General features: G+C 63.1%; 20 protein-coding genes and 1 tRNA gene. 15 read left to right on the top strand and 6 right to left on the bottom strand.

Features of this window, described 5'->3' with window-relative positions:
* Positions 1-8: 8 nt before the first annotated feature.
* The 15 genes from KIH79_RS06700 to KIH79_RS06630 all read left to right on the top strand — a co-directional run bounded on the left by KIH79_RS06700 (position 9) and on the right by KIH79_RS06630 (position 14,009).
* Positions 9-3,575 (top strand): hypothetical protein, encoded by a 3,567-nt coding sequence (locus KIH79_RS06700; RefSeq protein WP_219058710.1) that lies wholly within the window; start codon positions 9-11, stop codon positions 3,573-3,575.
* 15 nt (positions 3,576-3,590) lie between these two features.
* Complete coding sequence (locus tag KIH79_RS06695; protein ID WP_219058709.1) at positions 3,591-4,364, top strand: phage distal tail protein; 774 nt, start codon at positions 3,591-3,593, stop codon at positions 4,362-4,364.
* A 13-nt stretch (positions 4,365-4,377) separates the two neighbouring features.
* Positions 4,378-7,683: a phage tail spike protein gene (locus tag KIH79_RS06690; RefSeq protein WP_219058708.1), complete on the top strand. Its 3,306-nt coding sequence runs from the start codon at positions 4,378-4,380 to the stop codon at positions 7,681-7,683.
* Positions 7,684-7,704: 21 nt separating this feature from the next.
* Positions 7,705-7,866: a hypothetical protein gene (locus tag KIH79_RS06685; RefSeq protein WP_219058707.1), complete on the top strand. Its 162-nt coding sequence runs from the start codon at positions 7,705-7,707 to the stop codon at positions 7,864-7,866.
* Positions 7,850-9,103, top strand: a complete 1,254-nt coding sequence (locus KIH79_RS06680; RefSeq protein WP_219058706.1) for a BppU family phage baseplate upper protein — start codon at positions 7,850-7,852, stop codon at positions 9,101-9,103. Before KIH79_RS06685 ends, KIH79_RS06680 begins: the two co-directional genes overlap by 17 nt.
* Before the next feature lie 13 nt (positions 9,104-9,116).
* Positions 9,117-9,554, top strand: a complete 438-nt coding sequence (locus tag KIH79_RS06675) for a hypothetical protein (protein ID WP_219058705.1) — start codon at positions 9,117-9,119, stop codon at positions 9,552-9,554.
* Between the two features lie 51 nt (positions 9,555-9,605).
* Entirely contained in the window at positions 9,606-10,067 is a 462-nt protein-coding gene (locus KIH79_RS06670) for a hypothetical protein (protein WP_219058704.1), read from the top strand.
* Positions 10,068-10,098: 31 nt separating this feature from the next.
* The gene (locus KIH79_RS06665; RefSeq protein ID WP_219058703.1) at positions 10,099-10,614 is read left to right on the top strand and encodes a hypothetical protein; all 516 of its coding nucleotides are present in this window, start codon (positions 10,099-10,101) and stop codon (positions 10,612-10,614) included.
* Positions 10,615-10,662: 48 nt separating this feature from the next.
* The gene (locus KIH79_RS06660) at positions 10,663-11,112 is read left to right on the top strand and encodes a hypothetical protein (RefSeq protein ID WP_219058702.1); all 450 of its coding nucleotides are present in this window, start codon (positions 10,663-10,665) and stop codon (positions 11,110-11,112) included.
* Positions 11,113-11,137: 25 nt separating this feature from the next.
* Complete coding sequence (locus KIH79_RS06655) at positions 11,138-11,584, top strand: hypothetical protein (RefSeq protein WP_219058701.1); 447 nt, start codon at positions 11,138-11,140, stop codon at positions 11,582-11,584.
* A gap of 24 nt (positions 11,585-11,608) precedes the next feature.
* Complete coding sequence (locus tag KIH79_RS06650) at positions 11,609-11,926, top strand: hypothetical protein (protein WP_219058700.1); 318 nt, start codon at positions 11,609-11,611, stop codon at positions 11,924-11,926.
* A gap of 80 nt (positions 11,927-12,006) precedes the next feature.
* On the top strand, positions 12,007-12,900 hold the full coding sequence (locus tag KIH79_RS06645) for a GH25 family lysozyme (RefSeq protein WP_219058699.1): 894 nt from the start codon (positions 12,007-12,009) through the stop codon (positions 12,898-12,900).
* Positions 12,901-12,911: 11 nt separating this feature from the next.
* Complete coding sequence (locus KIH79_RS06640; RefSeq protein ID WP_219058698.1) at positions 12,912-13,193, top strand: holin; 282 nt, start codon at positions 12,912-12,914, stop codon at positions 13,191-13,193.
* Between the two features lie 185 nt (positions 13,194-13,378).
* Positions 13,379-13,465 (top strand) — tRNA-Ser (locus KIH79_RS06635).
* A 277-nt stretch (positions 13,466-13,742) separates the two neighbouring features.
* Positions 13,743-14,009 (top strand): hypothetical protein, encoded by a 267-nt coding sequence (locus KIH79_RS06630; RefSeq protein WP_219058697.1) that lies wholly within the window; start codon positions 13,743-13,745, stop codon positions 14,007-14,009.
* Positions 14,010-14,041: 32 nt separating this feature from the next.
* On the opposite strand, the gene KIH79_RS06625 is transcribed toward KIH79_RS06630, so the two are convergent.
* From KIH79_RS06625 to KIH79_RS06600, 6 genes are all read right to left on the bottom strand, one after another.
* Positions 14,042-14,224, bottom strand: a complete 183-nt coding sequence (locus KIH79_RS06625) for a DUF4236 domain-containing protein (protein ID WP_219058696.1) — start codon at positions 14,222-14,224, stop codon at positions 14,042-14,044.
* Positions 14,225-14,236: 12 nt separating this feature from the next.
* On the bottom strand, positions 14,237-14,650 hold the full coding sequence (locus KIH79_RS06620) for a type II toxin-antitoxin system HicB family antitoxin (protein ID WP_219058695.1): 414 nt from the start codon (positions 14,648-14,650) through the stop codon (positions 14,237-14,239).
* Complete coding sequence (locus KIH79_RS06615; protein ID WP_219058694.1) at positions 14,647-14,844, bottom strand: type II toxin-antitoxin system HicA family toxin; 198 nt, start codon at positions 14,842-14,844, stop codon at positions 14,647-14,649. The genes KIH79_RS06620 and KIH79_RS06615 overlap by 4 nt, the downstream gene beginning before the upstream one ends.
* 385 nt (positions 14,845-15,229) lie before the next feature.
* A complete protein-coding gene (locus KIH79_RS06610) occupies positions 15,230-17,044 on the bottom strand; it encodes an alpha-amylase family protein (RefSeq protein ID WP_219058693.1) in 1,815 nt (604 codons plus the stop codon).
* A 189-nt stretch (positions 17,045-17,233) separates the two neighbouring features.
* Positions 17,234-17,683, bottom strand: coding sequence for a holo-ACP synthase (locus tag KIH79_RS06605; protein WP_476695641.1), 450 nt, complete (start codon positions 17,681-17,683; stop codon positions 17,234-17,236).
* 216 nt (positions 17,684-17,899) lie between these two features.
* Positions 17,900-19,669 (bottom strand): ABC transporter family substrate-binding protein, encoded by a 1,770-nt coding sequence (locus KIH79_RS06600; RefSeq protein WP_219058691.1) that lies wholly within the window; start codon positions 19,667-19,669, stop codon positions 17,900-17,902.
* Positions 19,670-19,871: the final 202 nt, after the last annotated feature.

Here is a 19,871-nt window from a genome sequence, read left to right as displayed (position 1 = left end):
GTACGGGGATGGCAAAGATAGTGGCGACCGCGGCGGCCCGCATCTATCCGATCATGACCGGCTTCAAGAAGTCGGTGCGCAGCGAGATGCAGTCCGCCGGCAGCGAAGGTTCGAAGTCGTTCGCCGATGCGACCAAGGGATTCGGCGCGAAGGCCGGATCCACGCTCGGCAAGGAATTCAAGAACAGCGCCAAGGACGCCACCAAAGGCCTGGGCGACAGTGTCGGCATCAAGCAGCTGCAGAAGGACGTGGCCAGCGCCAGCCAATCCCTCAGCAAGGCGCGCATCGCCCAAGCCAACGCCAGCGCCCAGGCCATCAAGGCCGAGGACGCGTACACGCAGGCCGTGCAGAAGCACGGAGCCGAAAGCGCTCAAGCCCGTGCCGCGGCCGAAAAGCTGACCGCGGCGCAGGAACGCCTCAAGCTCGCCAACATCTCCGTCACCGCCGCGACCGGCAATCTCAAAGACGCTCAGGATACGCTCAAGACCGCGCAGGAGGAGCTGACCGCCGCAAGTCTTAAGAGTGGATCCTCGTTCAAGACGATGGCCAGCCAATTCACGGCCGGATTGTCCAGCCTGGAACGCGGCAAGTCGACGTTCACCGGTTTGGCGGGCAGCATGGGCGGCCTTGTCCGCGCCGTTTCCGGCGTCGACCTGTTCCAGCCCATCATCAATAAGGCCAACGGCTTCGTTTCCAGTATCGCCAATACGGCCAAGTCCGCAGGCAACGCGTTCACGGCGGGATTCAGCGGAACCGTTATGGCCGGCTCGACCGGGATCACCGGAGCGTTCAACAGCATCGGGCTGAAAGCGCAAGCGGCTGCCGTCAAAGTCACCGGATCGTTCAAAACCGTCGGCACCGGCATCACCGGAGCGTTCGGCACGGTCAAGACCGGAGTCGGTAACGCGCTTTCCGGCGTCAGCACGGTGGCGTCGAACGTGGCCGCGAAAGTGCCGGCCCCGTTCCGCACCGTGGGATCGGCGATTGCCGCGCCCTTCAAGGTCACCGGCTCTCTCGTCGGATCCTATCTCGGCAACGTGGGTACGGCCGCCAGCGGCGTGCTGCGCCAACTGCCGGGTTACGCCTCGTCGGCCGCATCCAGCATCTCCGAACACTTCCGCCAAGGCAGCAAAGGCGCCGAGGACAGTCTCGACGAACTTGAAAAGCAGGGCAGCGCCAAACTCGAATCGCTCAAAGCCGTAGCAGCCTCCGCGGCCACGGCGATCGGCGCCGCGCTGCTCGGAGCCGGCAAGGAAGCACTCGACGCGTACGCAACCTACGAACAGGCCGTCGGCGGCGTCGACACGCTGTTCAAGGACTCGTCCAAAACCGTGCAGAAGTACGCGGCCGAAGCGTACAAGACCGCCGGCGTGAGCGCGAACGACTACATGAACCAGGTCACGTCGTTCGCCGCCTCCCTGGTCGGCTCACTGGGCGGAGACACAGCCAAGGCCGCCGACATGGGCAACAAGGCGCTGGTCGACATGTCGGACAACGCCAACAAGATGGGCACCGATCTGGGCTCCCTGCAAATGGCGTACCAGGGCTTCGCCAAGGGCAACTTCACCATGCTCGATAACCTGAAGCTCGGCTACGGCGGCACCCAGACCGAAATGCAGCGGCTCATCAAGGACGCCTCCCAGATGACCGACGTGCAGAAGAAACTCGGCGTCACCGTCGACGGCTCGTCCACGAGCTTCGCCAACGCCGTCGCCGCAATCCACGTCATGCAGGAAAAGCTCGGCATCGCAGGAACCACCAGCCGCGAAGCCGCGACCACCATCGAAGGCGCGATGGGCATGATGAAAGCCTCGTGGTCGAACTGGCTCGCCGAACTCGGCAAAGACGACGCCGACATGTCCGGTCTCACCCAGCAGCTCGTCGAAAGCATCGTGACCGTCTTCAAAAACGTGGTCCCACGCATCGGGCAAATCGTCAAGGGCTTCGTCTCCGCGATCCCCGACATTTTCAACGAGCTCAAATCCCTGCTGCCGCAGCAATTCCAGGAAGCGTTCAGCGGACTCGGCCAAGTGGCCGCGTCGATCGCCCCCATGCTCGCGCCCATCACCGCGGCATTCGGCGCATTCACCACCGGACTGCTCGGAGACCTGCTGGTCAACATCCCCATCATCGGCGAAGCGTTCGGCGGACTCGGCGGAGCCCTGAGCATCGTCGGCGGACCGCTGGGCATGATCACCGCAGCGCTCGCCGCGCTCATCGCCACCACTCCCGCATTGCAGGAAGCGTTTGGCGCGCAGATGAGCATGCTGATAGCAAATCTCGTCATAACGCTGCAGACGCTGCAACCCATCTTCGACCAGCTGATCGCCACGGTCCAAGGCATGATATCCGCCATCATGCCGGCCATCATCGAATCGATCGGCATCCTCCTGCCCATGGTCGGCAGCATCATGCAGGCCCTCCTGCCGCTCATCCCGACGATCCTCACACCGCTCATGAGCCTGATCAGCACGCTCATCCCGATCATCGGCCAGATCGTCGCCACGGCCCTGCCTCCGCTTGCAACACTCATCGCGAGCTTCGTGCCATTGATCGTCAACGTGATATCGGCCATCGGCCAGATCATCGCCACGATCAGCAGCGCGCTCATGCCGATCATCCAAACGGTACTGCAAGCGATCAGCGGACTCATCTCCACGATCACCCCGCTCATCCTGAGCATGCAACCGGTCGTCCAGCAGGTCGTCCAAGCCGTGGTGAGCCTAATCAACCAACTGCTGCCCATCATCCAAAGCATCGCCACCAAAGTCGCCAGCGTGGTCAGCGCCGTCGTCAAATTCATCACCGGCACGCTCCTGCCCGCATTCCAAAGCATGGTCCCCTACATCACCGGCGTCATCAACAGCGTCGGACAGATCATCCAAGGAATCGTCACCGTCATCCAAGGCGTCGTCAACGTGGTCTCCGGCATCATCAGCGGCAACTGGAACCAAGTCTGGCAAGGCTTCAAGCAAATCGCCAGCGGCGCCGTCAAAGCACTCGGCGGCATCCTCGGCGGCATCAAAAACGCCGTCATGGGCGCCGTGACCGGAGCCGGCACGTGGCTCCTCAACGCCGGACGACAAATCATCAGCGGCCTCTGGAACGGCATCAGCGGCGCAATCGGCGGCCTCTACAGCAACATCCGCAACGCCCTATCCGGCCTCGTCGACAAAGCCAAAAACGCACTCGGCATCCACAGCCCGTCCCGAGTCTTCCGCGACCAAGTCGGCAAACAAATACCCGCCGGCGCAAGCCTCGGCATCAAACAAGGCACACCCGCCATGATCAGCCAAATCGACGACATGACCCGCAAAGCCACCGCCGCAGCCCAAACCGCAGCCCAAACCGTCCAAAACCAATACGAAACCGCACTCACCCCAACAACACCCACCACCACAACACCCAACAACCCCACCACCCAAACCACACCCAACCAACTCACCGAAACCGCCATCACCACCGCCATCATCACCGCACTCACCCAAACCATCCTCAAACTCCAACTCGACCCCAAAACCCTCGCCTACACCCTCGCCCCAGCACTCAACAAAGAACTCGGACGCCTACAGTAAAGGAGCCAACACACCATGAGCCAATACCACCGCTCGCTCCTCCCAGTAGACAACCAAAGCCTCACCCTCAACAACACACCCATCAGCCACTACGGCACATGGCTCACCAACGCCGCCCTCGAAATCGACGCCACCCAACCCACCACCACCATCACCGAAATCCCCGGCCACACACCCATCGACCAAAGCCTCGAAGACGCCATCGGATCCGCCATACCCAACCGCCGAACCATCACCCTCCACCTACGCACCATCGGCGACGAAAACGACGCACTCCAAACCAAAACCAAAATCGGAGCGCTCGCCGGCACCCTCGGCACCATACGATGGCGAAACCTGCCGGGCGAATACCGTGGCCGCATCACCGTCGGAGCCTGGCAGGACGTGTGGTCGTGGGGCGTATGGACCTACGCGGAATGCGACCTGACCATCGACGCCGACCCGTACCTGTACGACCGGCAGCGGTCGAAACCCCTGAAAGCCGGCGACAACCTCGTCCGCGTCGACGGCAACCGCCCCGCATGGCCCACCTACACGCTCACCCCGGCCAACGGGGCGAAATCCATCACCGTAGCCGACAAGCGCGGCCACCACATCACCATCAACCGCGGGACGGCCATCACCGGCCAAATCGTCATCGACACCAGCCAATCCACCGCACGGATAGCCGGCAACCTCGTCCCCGTCACCATCGACAGCGACTACTTCCCGATCCTGCCGAAAACCACCACCATCACCTGCACCAACTGCACCGGCACCATCGCCTACCAGCCACTCACCCTCATCTAGAAAGGACACCACCATGCGCCTCTCCCAATACAGCCGATGGGACGCCTATCTGGGCGAAATCATCCCCATCGGCACGGTGACGCGCACCCGCAACATCGACGGCACCGATAAAATCGAATTCATCACCGACCAGGACGTCGAAAAAGGCGACCGACTCGTATTCGCCGACTCCATGAACCGGATCCGCGAATACGAAGTCGATACCACCGACGCCAACCGCACCAACGGCACCCCGGCCACCACCGTCACCGCCGTCGACGCCGTCAACGAACTCGCCACCACACTCATCGAAGACAAACGCAACCGCGACACCACCGCCGGCGGCTGCCTCGCCAAAGCCCTCGAAAACACGCGCTGGACCATAGGCACAGTCCAGGCCGGCACCACCACCCAACGAGCCGACCTCGCCTTCTACCACATCAGCGTGCTCGAAGCCCTGCAAAACATCTGCGACACCTACGGCCTCGAACTCGAAACCAGCTACACCGCCAACCAAACCGGCGACGGCATCGGCGCCAGAACCATCAGCCTCCTCGAACGACGCGGCACTCCGGACACCGGCAAACGCTTCACCTACGGCAAAGACCTCACCGGCATCCGCCGCACCGTCAACACCGAACGACCCATCACCCGCCTCTACGCCTACGGCAAAGGCGTCGAATCAACCGACGACGACGGCAACAGCACCGGCGGCTACTCGCGCAAAATCACCTTCGCCGACATCAACAACGGCAAACCCTACATCGACGACAACACCATGCTCGCCACGTGGGGACTACCGGACGGGCAAGGCGGACGCCGGCACAGCGAGGGCCAGTACGACAACGGCGACTGCGAGGATCCCAAACAGCTCCTCGCCGAAGCCAAGACATACCTCAAGGAACACAACCACCCGTCCGTCAGCTACGAGGCCGACGTGATCAGCCTGGGCCAAGCCGGATACGACGCCGAAGGCACCGACATCGGCGACGGCGTGCAGATCATCGACACCACCTTCCCCACGCCGCTGCGACTGGAAGGCCGCATCCTCGAGATCGAGGAACACCTCGGAGGCGGCAACGCCGAAACCACCATCACCCTCGGCAACATCGTCCAAACCCTCACCGGCAGGCAGGACACCCAACGCCAGCAGCTCGACAAGCTCATCAACAGCAGCGGCGCGTGGAACAGCGCCGCGGCCGGCAGCGGCCCGTACATCGGCGATCTGATCAACCGCGTCAACGAGATCATGAACGCGACCGGCGGCTACACGTACCTGGTACCCGGCCAGGGCATCTACGTGTACGACAAGCCACGCGACCAGCAGCCCACCCAGTGCATCCAGATCGGCGGCGGCTACTGGCGCATCGCCGACAGCAGGAAAGCGAACGGCGACTGGAACTTCCGGTCGCTCGCCAACGGCAAGGGCATCTTCGCCGACACGCTCTTCACCGGTCGCCTCGCGGACGCGGCCGGGTTGAACTACATCGATCTGGACACCGGCGAGGTCAGTCTCGCGGCGCGGGCGCTGGTCGGCGGCAAGACCGTGCAGCAGTACGCGGACCAGACGCTTTCGGACGCGAACTCGTACGCCGAGACCAAGGCATCGGATGCGCTGGCCGCGGCGAAGGCCCAGTCCAAGTCGGACAGCGACGCGGCGAAGGCGGCTGCCCAGGCCTACGTGGACGCGCTCGACGAGTCCCTGGGCCAACGCAGCATTTTCGACCGGTTGACGAACAACGGGGCCACGCAGGGCATCTACCTGCAGGGCGGGCTCCTGTATCTGAACGCCACCTATATGAAGACCGGCGTATTGGACGCGGCGCTCGTGAAAACCGGCCGGCTGACGGACAAGAAGGGCCTGAACTACATCGATCTGGATACCGGCGAGATCAGCCTGTCCTCGCAAACCTCGATCGGCGAGGACACGACGCTGGGCGACCTGTCCACGAAAAGCTACGCGCAGCAGCTCAAACAGGAAGCACAGCAATGGGCCCAGGAGCAAGCTCAGGCCGGCGACAAGACCACGCTCGACAGCGCGAAGGCCGACGCGACCGCGAAGGCGAACACGGCTGAGGCGAACGCGAACAAGCACAGTGACGCGAACGACGCTGCCACGCTCGCCTCGTCGAAAGCGTACGCGGATAATGGGGACACGGCCGTATTGGCCGCGTCGAAGGCGTTCGCCACGGACCAGTCGAAGTCGCAGGTCGACAGTTTCGAGAAGGAACTGACCCAGACCTACATCTTCAACAAGCTGACGAACAACGGTCAGGCGCAGGGCATCGCCCTGTCCGCCGGGCTGCTGTACATCAACGCGACCTATATAGACACGGGCATCCTCCGTGGCGGCAACTCGTACTGGAACCTCGACACGGGGTACGTGTACGTGCGCGACGGGCGCATCCAGATCGACGGCAGCCTCGGCAGCATGAACGTGTCCACGATCATCGACTCGAACGGCTTCCAGATCAGCACGTCCACGGGCGTCGTGGCCGGGCTCATGCTCGACTCGAACGGACGCGTCGCCCTGCGCGCCAACACCGTGGGCCCCGACGACCGCAACTACATCACCATGAGCGGATCCACGGCACTGAGCCTGTACTCAAGCGGCAGCGAACTGTTCTCGATCGCCGGCAGCTCGTCGAGCAGCACGGGATACATGCGCCTGCAAGCCAACGGGACCACATTCCTGAAAACCGGCACCACCAGAAGCAGCACCGCCAACAGCACCATGCTGACCGACACTGGTGGCGTGGGCAGCAGCCTCAACTACGTGATGGTCTCCCCGACGGTCAGCATCCTGTCCCACGACTCCGGCGGCCTGACCTTCAGCGACGGCGGCTGGGGATACATCTACGGCGCGCAACTGCAGACAAGCGGCAGCGACGTCGAAATCGTCAACGGCAACCGCGCAAACCTGACCCTCGAAGGCAACACCGCCCACATCCGCTCCACATCCTCGGGCGAGGTCCGCATGGACATGAACCAGTCCTACGCGGCCCTCATCGCCGGCAGCTACAACATCATGGTCCACAAAACCAGCGGAGTATCCCAGACATCCAAGGCCGCGGCCGCCAGCCTCGCCAGCACGGCCGTCCTGGAATCCCGCATGATCGCTCTCGCCTCGGACGGCGTCGACCTGGACGACGCGAGCTCGTACGACACGGTGCCCGCTGGCATCGAGGAACTGTCCGTGGACCAGCTGCACGACGTGCTGCGCCTGCTCGCCGACGGGGACACGGCGGAGGCGAAGACCCTGCTCGACCAGTACGAAAGCGCGCAGAGGGTGTGGACCCAGAGGGACTACGACCTTTTGGACGCCGGAGTCGCCCAATAACAAGTGAAAGGAGCAACCATCATGGATATTGATCCGAACAAGCTCATAGACAAATTGAAGCTCATGCTGGCCGACGCGAACCTGCAGATCGCCGTCCTGCAGACCGCCACGGACCAGCTGCGAGCGGAGAACGAACGGTTGAAAAACGGAAACGGGGAGACTGCTGATGGCGAGTCTCGATGAATACCGCACCATCGACCTGACGCTCGATTCGGCGAACGACTGGCTTCCCTCGGTCCGGTTGAACGCGGGCGACGAGCAGGGGCGAGTCCTGCGCGTTGCGGTCACCGACCAGGGCGTGCCCATACCAGCCACCGGACTGTCGGCGTCGCTCCAGTACAATCTGAATCCCGGTCAGGATCTGGGGTTCGAGGAACCCATGACCGCGGTCAGCGGCGCGGACACGGCCACGTTCGAGGTTCCCGTGCCCCGCCGCGCCCTGTCGAAAGTCGGCAGGATCGCGATGGGCGTGCGCATCGCCAAAGGCCCGACGGCCGTGATGACGCGCACGTTCGACGCGTTGGTGGAGCGCGCGGTCTACGACCCGTCGTCCCCGGACGCTCAGGACAAGCTCGACGACATCCGCGAGGCGATCGACGATCTGCACGCGAGCATCGACCGAGCCAACAAACTCGCCGCCAGCGTGCAGATCACGATCGGCACCGTCACCACCCTCGACCCCGCCGCCAAAGCCACGGCCACGCTCACGAGCGGCTGGCCGAAAACCCTGAACCTCGGCCTGCCCAAAGGCCACGACGGCGCGAACGCCGACGCGAACGGCGGCATGGTCATCCAGGACACGACACCGGACAAGCCCGTCCGCGGTCAGATCTGGATGAAAACCAACGACGCGAACACACAGATCATCGACATCCAACGCTACGACGGGTCCAAGTGGGTGCCGTACGTGGTCAACACGGACCGCCGGCAGGTGTTCAGCGTGCCGGTCGGTGATAAGGGACGCGCGTGGTTCGACCGGCGCGGATACGAGGTCGACTGTTGGGTCACGTTCGAGCCGTTCACCACCGCGTCGACCTCGTCCGCCGCGTTGGATCGATTGCTTGCCCCGCAGATGTCCGGCGTGTTCCCGACCGTGACCGTCGGCCCGGCCTTGTCGGTGCCGATCGGCGTTTCGATGCCTGCGTTGGACGCGACCGCGGTCGGCCCGCAGATGATGCTCCAAATCGCCGACAAACTCGTGTTGACCCGCGTCGACTCGAAGACCGTGATGCCCGCCCTCGCCAGCGGGCACCTGTACTACATGCACATCAGGTATCGGGCCACCAACGAAATGACCGAGTCCAAGCCGGTGTATTTCACCCAGCTCACCGCCTCCGGTTCGAGCGTGCTCACGGACATGTACACGTTCGCCACCAGCGCGGAAGGCAACAGCCCGTCCGTGCTCTACATCATGGATTGAAAGGAGATCAATCGTGGATATCGAGAATCTGGACACCGATCCGCGGTGTCAGACCAAGCGGGAGTGCTGGCGTTGCGACGCAACCAGACAGGCGGAGGGCGACTGGTATTACGCGCGGCAGGACGGCGAGGACTCGTTCGCCGTCCAACCGTCGCAGAAACCGATCCCCGCTAACGGGATCGCGGTCGTCCACTACGCGAGCTCGGGGAGCGCCATGCTCGCCGCTGATGTTCCCGGCCTGTGCCGTGTCCTGTCCGACAACGGGTGGCTGCTCGTCCTGCAGGCACTCGAACGCAACATCTGCGCCATCAAGGTCACCGGCGGCAACATCACCCTCCGCCACGTGACCGTACTGTCAACCATCGAGGAGTACAACCAAATGACCAAACTCGGACGCTTCTACATCGACGAAACCATCCGACCACTAACCCATAATGGGGGGGGGATGTAGATCCGGCGGTCATGCTCGCCGCCTTGCTCACTCTTACTGGGTGGTGGCGGCATGACCAAGATCGTGAACATGTCTCAGGACCCCGCCTGCCTGTCCAATCACAGCGTGTATCAGGGCAAGGCCACGCAACAGCCGAACGGCCTGTGGAAGTACGAGCAGAAGGACGAAACGATCACCTGGTCGACGTTCATGGGCCTCAGCAATCCGGCCCGACAGCTGCTCGCGTCCACGCCGCTGGTGGTCTACCTCGAGTTCGAGAAATCGGATGCGGCGAGAATCGACATCTACAACGGCGGCACGCAGATCCTGAACGAGACGACTCGCTGCGCGTTCCTCGTCGAAACGAAATGGGCGACCGCGAAGGACGGTCCCGTGCTCTCGTTGGGCGGTCCGGCCGCCACGGCGTGGGTGATTCCCCACGCGCACGCCGAGTTCACGCAAGCCGACTGGCAGGCATGGCAAGCCGGCCACTGGCCCGTGCCGGACAGCACGGAACAGCGGCTCTTCCTCTAACCGCCTCCCTCCTCGGTTTGGGGGTGGCTGCATGAAGCTGAACAACTACTATCCCAATGCCCGGTTCCTGGATACCGGGAGGCAGCTTGTCACGACGCGCTGCACGGTTTACGCGTCCTCCGACTACAATCCGGCCGTCGGCCAGCATCCGGGCATCATGCTGACGGCGACCGAGGACGGGGACAACTGGGCCCAAATGGACATCAGCGTACCCGCCAACATGAAGATCGTTGCCGCATGCACATCCGTCGGGTATTCGGCGGAGACCGCGTCGTCCACCGGTTCGGTCATGCAACTGTGGGCAACGGACGGCAAAACGCCGATCGCGAACGTCGACCCCGGTTGGAACAAGGTCTCCCCCGAGTTCACGGCTCCATCGAACGGCGTGCTGCGCGTCACGTTCCGAGCCCCGAAAACCAACGGCAAGAGCTTCAGCGTCATGAACGTGTTCATCGGCACGCTCGCGGACTGGCAGCAGCTCGGCAAAATCCTGCCGACGCCGTGGTTTGACCTTTCGATCATGCGGCTCATTGGGGGGGGGGCTTAGCTTCCGCATCGTTCTTGCTGCTGACCCTCGAGTCTGGGGGTTGGCGGCATGACGTACCTCGAGAATCTGTGCCCGTGGGCGGATGGCAAGACCAAGGGCTACACGTGGCAGTTGCAGACGGTACAGGACACAGCCACCGGCTTGTGGACGTACACGGACGCCGGCGGGAACGGCACGGTCACCGTGGCTCCGCAGAATCTACTGACCGTCGGCTCGTACGTGGCCGTTCTGGAATCGGACTCGATCCCCTCGATGGGCTTGCGGTTCGCGTTGGGCGACAACGACACCCGGAAGATCAAAGAGCTGGAGCGCACCGAGACACGACTGGTCACGCAGGTCAACCGCGACTACGAGTCCCCAATCTGCCTGTGGCTGATGGACGGCGTCTCCGTCACTCCGCGCCGTGCCGGCCTGTTCACGCTCGACGGCTGGCAGGCACTGCAGAAACTCGCCCTCGACATCCCCTACTACCGGGACTACCCCTTGTTCAAGCAGTAGCTGCCTCCCTGTGGGAGGTGGTCGCATGACGCGCATCGAGAATCTGTCGTTGGACCCGGCGTGCCAGCGCGTGCATGCGGCATGGCGGTGTTCCGGCTCGCAGGCCAACGGCGTTTGGACGTACTCCCCGACAGACACTTTCGATCGGTATTCGATCGGATTGGAAGCCGGCGGTCTTCCGGTCGGGGATTACGTGGGCGTCGCGGTCGTCGACGAGACATTCCCGGAACTGTCCATAGGGCGTGGCGATCTCGCGTATGTCCGCCAGTTCATGCGCACGGACACCATGATCGCCTACCAGTTCCGCATCGACTCGTCCAACCAGTCAACGGCTCTGCTGTGGGTCAACGGAGCAACCCGCCCGGTCACCCTATACCAGTGCGCCGTCTACACGGCCAACGACTGGCAAGCGCTCCAATCCCAGAACCTGACATGGTTCGACAAAACCAGCCACCCCCTGTTCAAACAGTAAGTAGGAAGGAAAGAAGGCTATGACTTGACAGAGACGATTCCCGTGTGGGCGGTGGTCCTGACCGCCGTGATCGGGTCGGGGGCCACCGGCACGTTCACCGCGTGGATCCTGCGCCGGTTCGAGAAGCCCAGCGCGCTGGAACGGGCGATGCGCCTGATCCTGTTCCTTCGATTGGAGGAAATCAACGACCAGCAGGTCGAGGACGGGCACGTGTGCCCCATCCACATCAAGGAACGCGCGGAACAGATCTACTCGGCCTACCACGATCTGGGCGGCAACGGGCTCGGCACCGCCATGATCGAGGACATCAGGGACGCGCACATCAAACCCGACCCCCAATAACACAACCAAACCCTAAAGCCCGAAGGCAACCTCGCCTCCGGGCTTTTCTCATGCCCGAAACCGGGCGGAAAGGAGCACCTATGGCGTTGAACGGCATCGACATCGCCAGCTGGCAGGCCGGCATCGATCTCGCCAAAGTGCCGTGTGATTTCGTCATCGTCAAAGCGACCGAGGGCACCGGCTACGTGAGCCCGACATGGAACGCACAAATCAACGGCGCGGCAAGGGCCGGCAAGCTACTCGGCGCGTACCATTACGCTCGCGGCGGCACCGCCACGACGGAGGCCAATCATTTCCTCGCGACGTTCAATCCGTGGCGAGGCAAAGCCATCCCCGTGCTCGACTGGGAGTCCGGGGACAACACGGCGTGGGGTGACGGCACATGGGTGCGAGCATGGGTGGAGCGAGTCCACAAACGTACCGGCGTCTGGCCGCTCGTCTACGTGCAGTCGTCCGCGATCAGTCAGATACCCGATGATGTGAGGAAAAACTGCGGTCTGTGGATCGCCCAGTATCCGAACTATGAGACCACCGGCTACCAGTCGACCCCATGGAACGAAGGCGCCTACCAGTGCGCCATGCGCCAGTACACGAGCAGCGGCAAGCTCGACGGCTGGAACGGCAGCCTCGACCTCAACAAGTTCTACGGAGACCGCGCCGCATGGCAGGCCTACGCCACCGGCGGCAAAACCACAACCACCACCAAACCAACCACCAATACCAGTCTCATCGAAGGAGTCATCAGCGATATGAAAGCAACCCACATTCTCTTCCAGTACAGCGGCGCGATCTGCGTGGCCAACGTGCTCGCCGGCACATGGCGCGCATTCCACGACCCCGAAGACCAGAAGGACACGCTCAACGTGCTGCGCCAGGCCGGCGCCAAGGTCGTCGAATGGGGCGCGCTGCGCGGCAAGCCCGGCCAGAACAAGGTCGAAAACCCCGACGCGTTTGGCATCCGCATCGACGAGTAAGGAGCATGATCATGGTCAAGAACGACGGACGCCCCGATATCGACGACCTCATCGACGGCAGCGAGGCCGAAAACCTCATCCTCTGGTTCAAAGCCGCGGCGATTCGAGCGGTCAAAACCGCCGCACAGAGCGCGGTCGCCGCCATCGGCACCACCACGCTCATCGGCTCGGTCGACTGGCGCGTCATCGCCGGCACCGCCGGACTCGCCGCAATCCTCAGCCTGCTCACCAGCACGGCAGGCATCCCCGAGGTAGACGACGGCCACAACGTCGCCACCATCGCAGGACAGTAAACCCGGTCGACACCCTAGAAAGCGCCCCGTTCAACATTGCCGGCCACGACCGGCGGTGCTGAACGGGGCTTTTTTGCTTGCGTGCGAATGCCGGTATCATGGCTGGTAGCTGGAGCCAATCCAGCGCCAAAAAGCAACAAAAACGTTAGCATGACCATAGTGTGACCTAACCGGATCGTTGGGCCGTGAACGTCAACTGGCAGTAAGGATTACGGGAGTAGCGTAATCAGTCTTCCAAACTGATTACGCGGGTTCGATTCCCGTCATCCGCTCCCAGCTGAGAGGCCGGAAACCCAATGATTCCAAGGGTTTCCGGCCTCTTCTGCTTTTTCACGTCAGGTCTCGGCTCACGGCACGATTCGGAGTGTTCCGACACGATAGGGCGATCTCAGCCACGATACAAAATGAAATCCATGGGTTAATAGACAAAACGTGGGTCTTATCCGCGCGTGTCATAAACACCCAAAAAACGACTCGCACCCCGCCCAACAAGCACGACAGGCCATCAGCATATACAATCAACACCAACTCATCCAAAGGAGACCAACGATGGCCACACCCACCACCCCTGAGGTTCTCTTCGACGCCGGCAATTTCCGTCTCTATCGCAACCGCATCGAAATCGACCGACACGGCCTCTTCGGCAGGATCACACGAACCGACATCATCTACTACAACGACATCACCGGCGTCCAAGCCACCGGCAAAACCATCCGCCTCTACCGCAGCGGACTCAAGCCCAACATCACCATCCGTCTCCGCAACAAACCGGACGCACAGGCGGCGCTCGCCATCATCAACGGCAACAAGGCCTGACGGCCGGGACGTGAACCGCGCCCGGCCGTCGACTACTTCCGTTTCCTCTTGAGGCTGGTCGAATAGGAGATTCCGGGCGCGATCCTCGTGGTCACACGCCCCGTGGAACTGAACGTCGTATTGCCGACCTTGACGCTCACCGAAACGCCCTTCTTGCCGAGGTTCAGCCGCAGACCCTTGCCCAACGACTTGCTCTTTCTGAACGAAAAACCCATCGCAAGCCCTCCTCACGCATCCTGCAGAGCACGATACCGGCTCTCAAGCCCCTCGCGCAGCACCTGCGAATAGTTGATGTTGTGGCGCTCGCCGAACGTGTCGAGCCATGCGGGAATGGTCACGTTCTTGCGCACCGCCTTCTTGCCGTATTTCTCGGCGTACGCGTCCATGTCCAGGGAAATGAGGCTGACGATGCCGTTCGGCTCGTCGGGCGTCACGTCCGCGATGTTGCTGGCGTGCGGAACGTCGCGACCGTCCTCGAGTTCGGTGAGCACCCAGCCGCTGGCGGCGTCGCGCGCCATGTCCAGCGCTTCGGCGAGATTGTCTCCGCCGGTGACGAGGCCGGGCATGTCGGGCGCGGTGACGACGTAGCCGCCGCTGTGGTCCTCGTACGGGGTGAGGATGATCGGGTAGACCAGTTTCATTTCGTCCTCTTTTCGTTGATGCCGGCCTGTTTCCATATCGATTTGACGATGTAGGGGTTCACGTCGCCGAGATGGTCGGGCACAGTGACCTTGCCCGGCTTCGTCGGGTGGACATACTGGCGATGGCTGCCCTTCTGAGCGATGGACGTCCAGCCGTCCGCCAGCAGTATCTTCTCGATTTCCTTGAACCTCATACCCCATACTATACGTATAATGCGCATAATATCAAGATAGGCAGAAGGCCCCCGATGCTCATTGGCGAGCGCCGGGACGTTTCATTGTTCCACTTCCATAGGGGAGAACCATGCGGGTTTTCTGGATTGACCTCCACGCGTCTGGCCATTTCTTGCATGATTTGCGGCCACGTGGGGGGGGGCGAGGCTCCGCCAGCATCGTGATGCGTTGAATACTGGCTTGGGCGGCGGCATTGCTGCCACCGGTAGCACAACATCGCGCGATAGCGCGATATCGATATCAACGAACAGCAGCACCACGCGCCACGAAAAACGCGCCGCCCGCGCACGATGCGGGCGACGCGTCCATTTCAGGGAAGCACGGAGCAGGAGCGGCTCCGCGACGTCATCGGCGGATGATCTTGGCCTCGTACGGTTCGAGGTCGGCGTCGAGCGCGTCCATCACGTACTGGGAGCCGTTGAGGTGGGCGTGCTGCGGGTAGCCGGAGAAGTTGAACAGGCCGACGATCGTCTCGCCCGGAATCTGGCGGACGACGGCGAGCACCGCGTCATTGAACGTGTCCCACGTCGACACCCACGCGTCGGGCGCGAAGCACGGGTCGTCGCGCATCTCGCGCAGGCTTGCCATGCCTTCCCACAGGCGGTTCTGCAGCGTGCCGGGATCGTGGCGCAGTTCGGCCTTGGACCAGTCGAACTTGCTGCGGTGCAGGTTGCGGCTGTCTTCGATGCGGTCCGGGTCCTCCTTGTAGTCCCAGCCGTTGAGCTGGGCGATTTCGTCGCCGCAGTTGAGCATCGGGAAGCCGCGCAGGAACGCCATCGCGCGGTGCATGAGCAGGTCGCGGTCGACGGCCTTGTCGAGGGCCGGCTTGTCGTGCGTGATGATCGCGCGTTCGATGCCGCACAGGCTGGCGGTGGTGCCGCAGCTGCGCGCGTCGGACGTGGCCGCGTCGTAGTTGTACAGTTCGCCCATGGCCCAGCTGCCGGGGACCGCGCCCTCGTAGAAGTGGTACAGGAATTCCTTGTGCTTGAGCGGGTCGATGCCGATCTGCCGCTCCACGTCCTCGTCGAGGCCCCAGCCGATGTCGTCGTGGCAGCGCAGGTAGTTGACGAACCAGCAGTTGTCGGGCAGGGCGTTGAGCTTGTCGATCTGCGCCTTGAGCAGGCGCGTGTCCTGGCTGGCGAGCGCGCTCCACAGGTTCACCATGATCGACACGTTGTACAGCATGTGACACTCGGGCGCTTCGGGCGTGCCGAAGTACGCGGCGAGCTCCTTGGGGGCCATGACGACCTCGCCCTTGAGCACGACGGCCGGGCACACGCATTCGAGGATGATGCGCAGGATGCGCACGATGGTGTGCACGGTGGGCAGGTTGCGGCAGTTGGTGCCGAGTTCCTTCCAGATGTAGGGCACGGCGTCGATGCGGAACACTTCGACGCCGAGGTTGGCGAGGTGCATGACGCTCGACATCATGGCGACGAGCACCTTCGGATTGCGGTAGTTGAGGTCCCACTGGAACGGGTAGAACTGGGTCATGACCCACTTTTGCATCTGCTCGTTCCACGTGAAGTTGCCGGGCGCGGAGCCGGGGAAGACCTGCGGCACGACGGCGTCGTACTGGTCGGGGATGGTGCGGTCGTCGTAGCAGAAGTAGTAGTCCTGGTACTCCGGGTCGCCGGCCTGCGCGGCCTTGGCCCAGCGGTGGGTGGACGCGGTGTGGTTCATCACGAAGTCGAGGCACAGGCTGATGCCGGCCTTGCGCAGTTTCTTGGTGAGGGCGGCGAGGTCCTCGTTGGTGCCGATGGACGGGTCGACGTTGTCGAAGTCCTCGACCGCGTAGCCGCCGTCGTTGTTCGGATGCGGCATCTGCAGCAGCGGCATGAGGTGCAGGTAGGTGAGCTTCTGTTCCTTGAGGTACGGGATCTTGTCGGCGAGTTTCCTGAGGTTGCCGGCGAACAGGTCGGTGTACATGGTCATGCCGAACATGTCGCCGCGCTTGTACCATTCGGGATCGGCCTCTCGGGCGACGTCGAGCTTCTTCAAATCGGCGGGGCGGTCCTTGGCGGCGCTTTCCATGGCCGCGAGCAGCGTGCCGAACGCCTCCTCGTTGTGGTAGAGGCTCATGAACAGGCGCTCGAGTTCGTCGCGGTGACGGGCGAGACGGGTGGTGAAGATGTCGTCGGTTGCGGTTGCCTGTGCCATATGCGAAACTCCTTCGTCTGCGATGGGCTCTTCTTCTCGTCAATCCTTTGACGTACGGGTTTCGTTATATCAAACCGGTTCGACATAAAACCGGTTCGACACGCGGCGCAACGCACGATCCGCGAACGACGACCAGCTCCGGTCGGTGACCGCCGACCGGCCGGCGACGGACGATCGCGACCGAATACGTCAGTCGACCTGCAGCATCGCGACCGCGGACGCGACCGGACCGTCGTGCGACAGCGACACGTGCCATCGGATCGCGCCCGCTCCCCCGGCCGACAGCGACAGTCGCAGCTCGCGCGCGACGTCGTCGGCGAGCACGACGTGCGGCACGCCGATCGCATCGTCGAGGATCTCGATCTTCGACCACGGGAAATCGTCGATCGTATACGGCATCGACCGCGCGGCCGAGAACGCGGGCATCGCCTCGCACCACGCCTTGAGCACCGCCTCCTTGCCGGCCCACTTGGCCGCAAGATGCACCGGCTCGCCGTCGTGCTTCAGCCGCGACCGCTCGACCGCCTGCCGCAGCTCGCGCACGGAGAACAGCGCGCGCATCCGCGAGCCGGGTTCCGCCAGCTGCTCGGCGAACACCGCAACGTCGACCACGTCATGGCCCAGTCCGATCGTCGTCACGGTCGCGTCTCCCCTCTCCGGAATGTCCATGCTGCCGGTCGAACACGCACCGCAGTCCGTCCGGCATACCCAGAATACCCGGCAGATACCCGGCATGCCCATCACCATGACAGAGGCGGGGTTGCGAGCGACCGAACCAGCCGTCCGCAACCCCGCCTCAACAGCTCAACAACTCAACAACTCAATGGCTCAAACTACTCACCGGCAGCTCACAGCTCACTTCTGCCAGCCGACGTCCTCGACGTGCAGCAGCATGCCGCTGCCGGACGCCTCGAATCCGGCGGGGCCGAAGTTGGCGAGCCCGTCCTTGACGGCGAACGAGGTCGGGCCGTTCCACATGGGCAGGCGCGTATAGCGCTTCATGGCGCTCTTCTCGAGCTTGTTGAACAGGTCGCGGGCCTTGTCGGCGTCCGGCTCCGCGGACACTTGGTCAAGCACCTTCTGCTGCTCGGGCGTGCCGCCCCATTCGTTGGCCGCGTCGGAGCCGTAGGAACCCGAACCGGCAGTGGAGTAGCCGAACGGGTCGGTGTTCTCGCCGCCGAGGGCCATGGCCTGCCACGAGGCGTCGGCGAGGACCTTGGAGAAGTTCGCGCCGGACTGCACGTCGAGGTCGGCCTTGATGCCGCTCTTCTTGAGCATGCTCTGGAACGCCTTCGCGATGGCGGTGGTGGTGCTGTCGTCGCTGAACATCGTCCACTTGACCTCGAGCTCCTTGCCGCCCTTCTCGTAGTAGCCGTCGGAGCCCAGCTTGTAGCCGGCGGATTCGAGCGTCTTCTTGGCGCTGGCCGGATTGTAGTTGCCCTCGGACGGGAAGTTGTTCTCATAGCCCTTCTGGAACGGCAGGATGACGTTCGACGTGGTCACCGGCTGGTTCCAGTCGGTGCCCTGGAACTTGATGGTGGACAGCTGCTTGCGGTCGACGGCCTGGCTGATGGCCTTGCGCACGCTGAGGTCGTCGAGCGGCGCGGACTTGACGTTGAGTACGATGTAGTACAGCGAATTGCCGTAGCCGATGCGCAGCGACACGTTCTTCATGTTGCGGGCGCTCTTGATGGTGTCGGCGGTGCTGGCGCCGGACGCGTCGATCTCGCCGTTCTGGAAGGCGTTGGACGCGGCCTGGACCTCCATGGCCTTGAACGTGACCTTGTCAAGCTTGGGCTTGTTGCCCCACCACTTCGGGTTGGGGGTGAACACGATCTGCGACTCGTCGAAGCTGCTCACGACGAACGGGCCGGCGCCCCACTCGTTGTGCGGATTGTTGGCCCAGCCCTGCGCGAAGACGGTCGGATCCTGGTTCTTCGGGTGCATGAGGTAGCCGAACAGCGACTCGTACGGGTAGAACGGCTTGGAGAAGGTCACCACGGCCTGCTTGTCGTCCTTGCCGCGCTTGACGCTGGCGATGTTGCTGTAGCCGGTGGTGGTGGACGCCGAGTACGCGGCGTTCTTGCCGTTCATGGTTTTCCAGACGGTTTCGAACGCGGTCCAGTCGATCGGCGTGCCGTCGTTCCAGTTGGCTTTCGGATTGATGTCGTAGACGACGGTCTCCGGGTTCGTGGAGGTCAGCTTGACCGACGTGAGATAGTCGGGGTTCGGCGTGACCTTGCCGCCGTCGATGCTGAAGTCCCACAGCCGCGGCAGGTACATCTGCCACAGGTAGCCGGTGTAGGCGGTGAAGCCCGCGGTGGTGTTGAGGTTGAAGTTGGGGCCGATGGACGAGATCGGCAGCGTGAGCGTGCCGCCCTGCTTGATGTTGTCGCGCGGCTGCGTGTTGTTGTACGCCTTGCTGGCCGACGGCATCGGCAGCGCGCCCTTGTACGACGACGGCGTGCCGGAGGCCGCCTCCGTCTTCAGCGTCGCGGTGCTTCCGCCGTTCGTCGCCCCGCACGCTCCCAGCGATACGGCGAGCGCGACGGCGCCGAGCGCCGCGACGGCCGGGCGGATGATGCTGCGCCCGATGCGTGTGATAACGGAAACCGAATATGCCATGATGTGCTTCCTCTCGTTGGCGACCCGCGTCCGTTGCACAGGTTTGCACCGCATTGTAGAACGCAAACATCATGCTTTGTCCGGTATGGTTCACGGCGGTAACGCAAACGGCCATCCGCACGAAACAGGTTCGTAACATGCGGATGGCCGTCATGCGGGAAGTCCGATGGGCTTCCCGCAGTCGAAACGGACGGGCGCACCG

It is taken from the genome of Bifidobacterium miconis, from assembly GCF_019331735.1.
Lineage (GTDB): Bacteria > Actinomycetota > Actinomycetes > Actinomycetales > Bifidobacteriaceae > Bifidobacterium > Bifidobacterium miconis.
The sequence above is the reverse complement of the archived record's forward strand: the minus strand, read 5'-3'. Positions and strand labels throughout refer to the sequence as shown.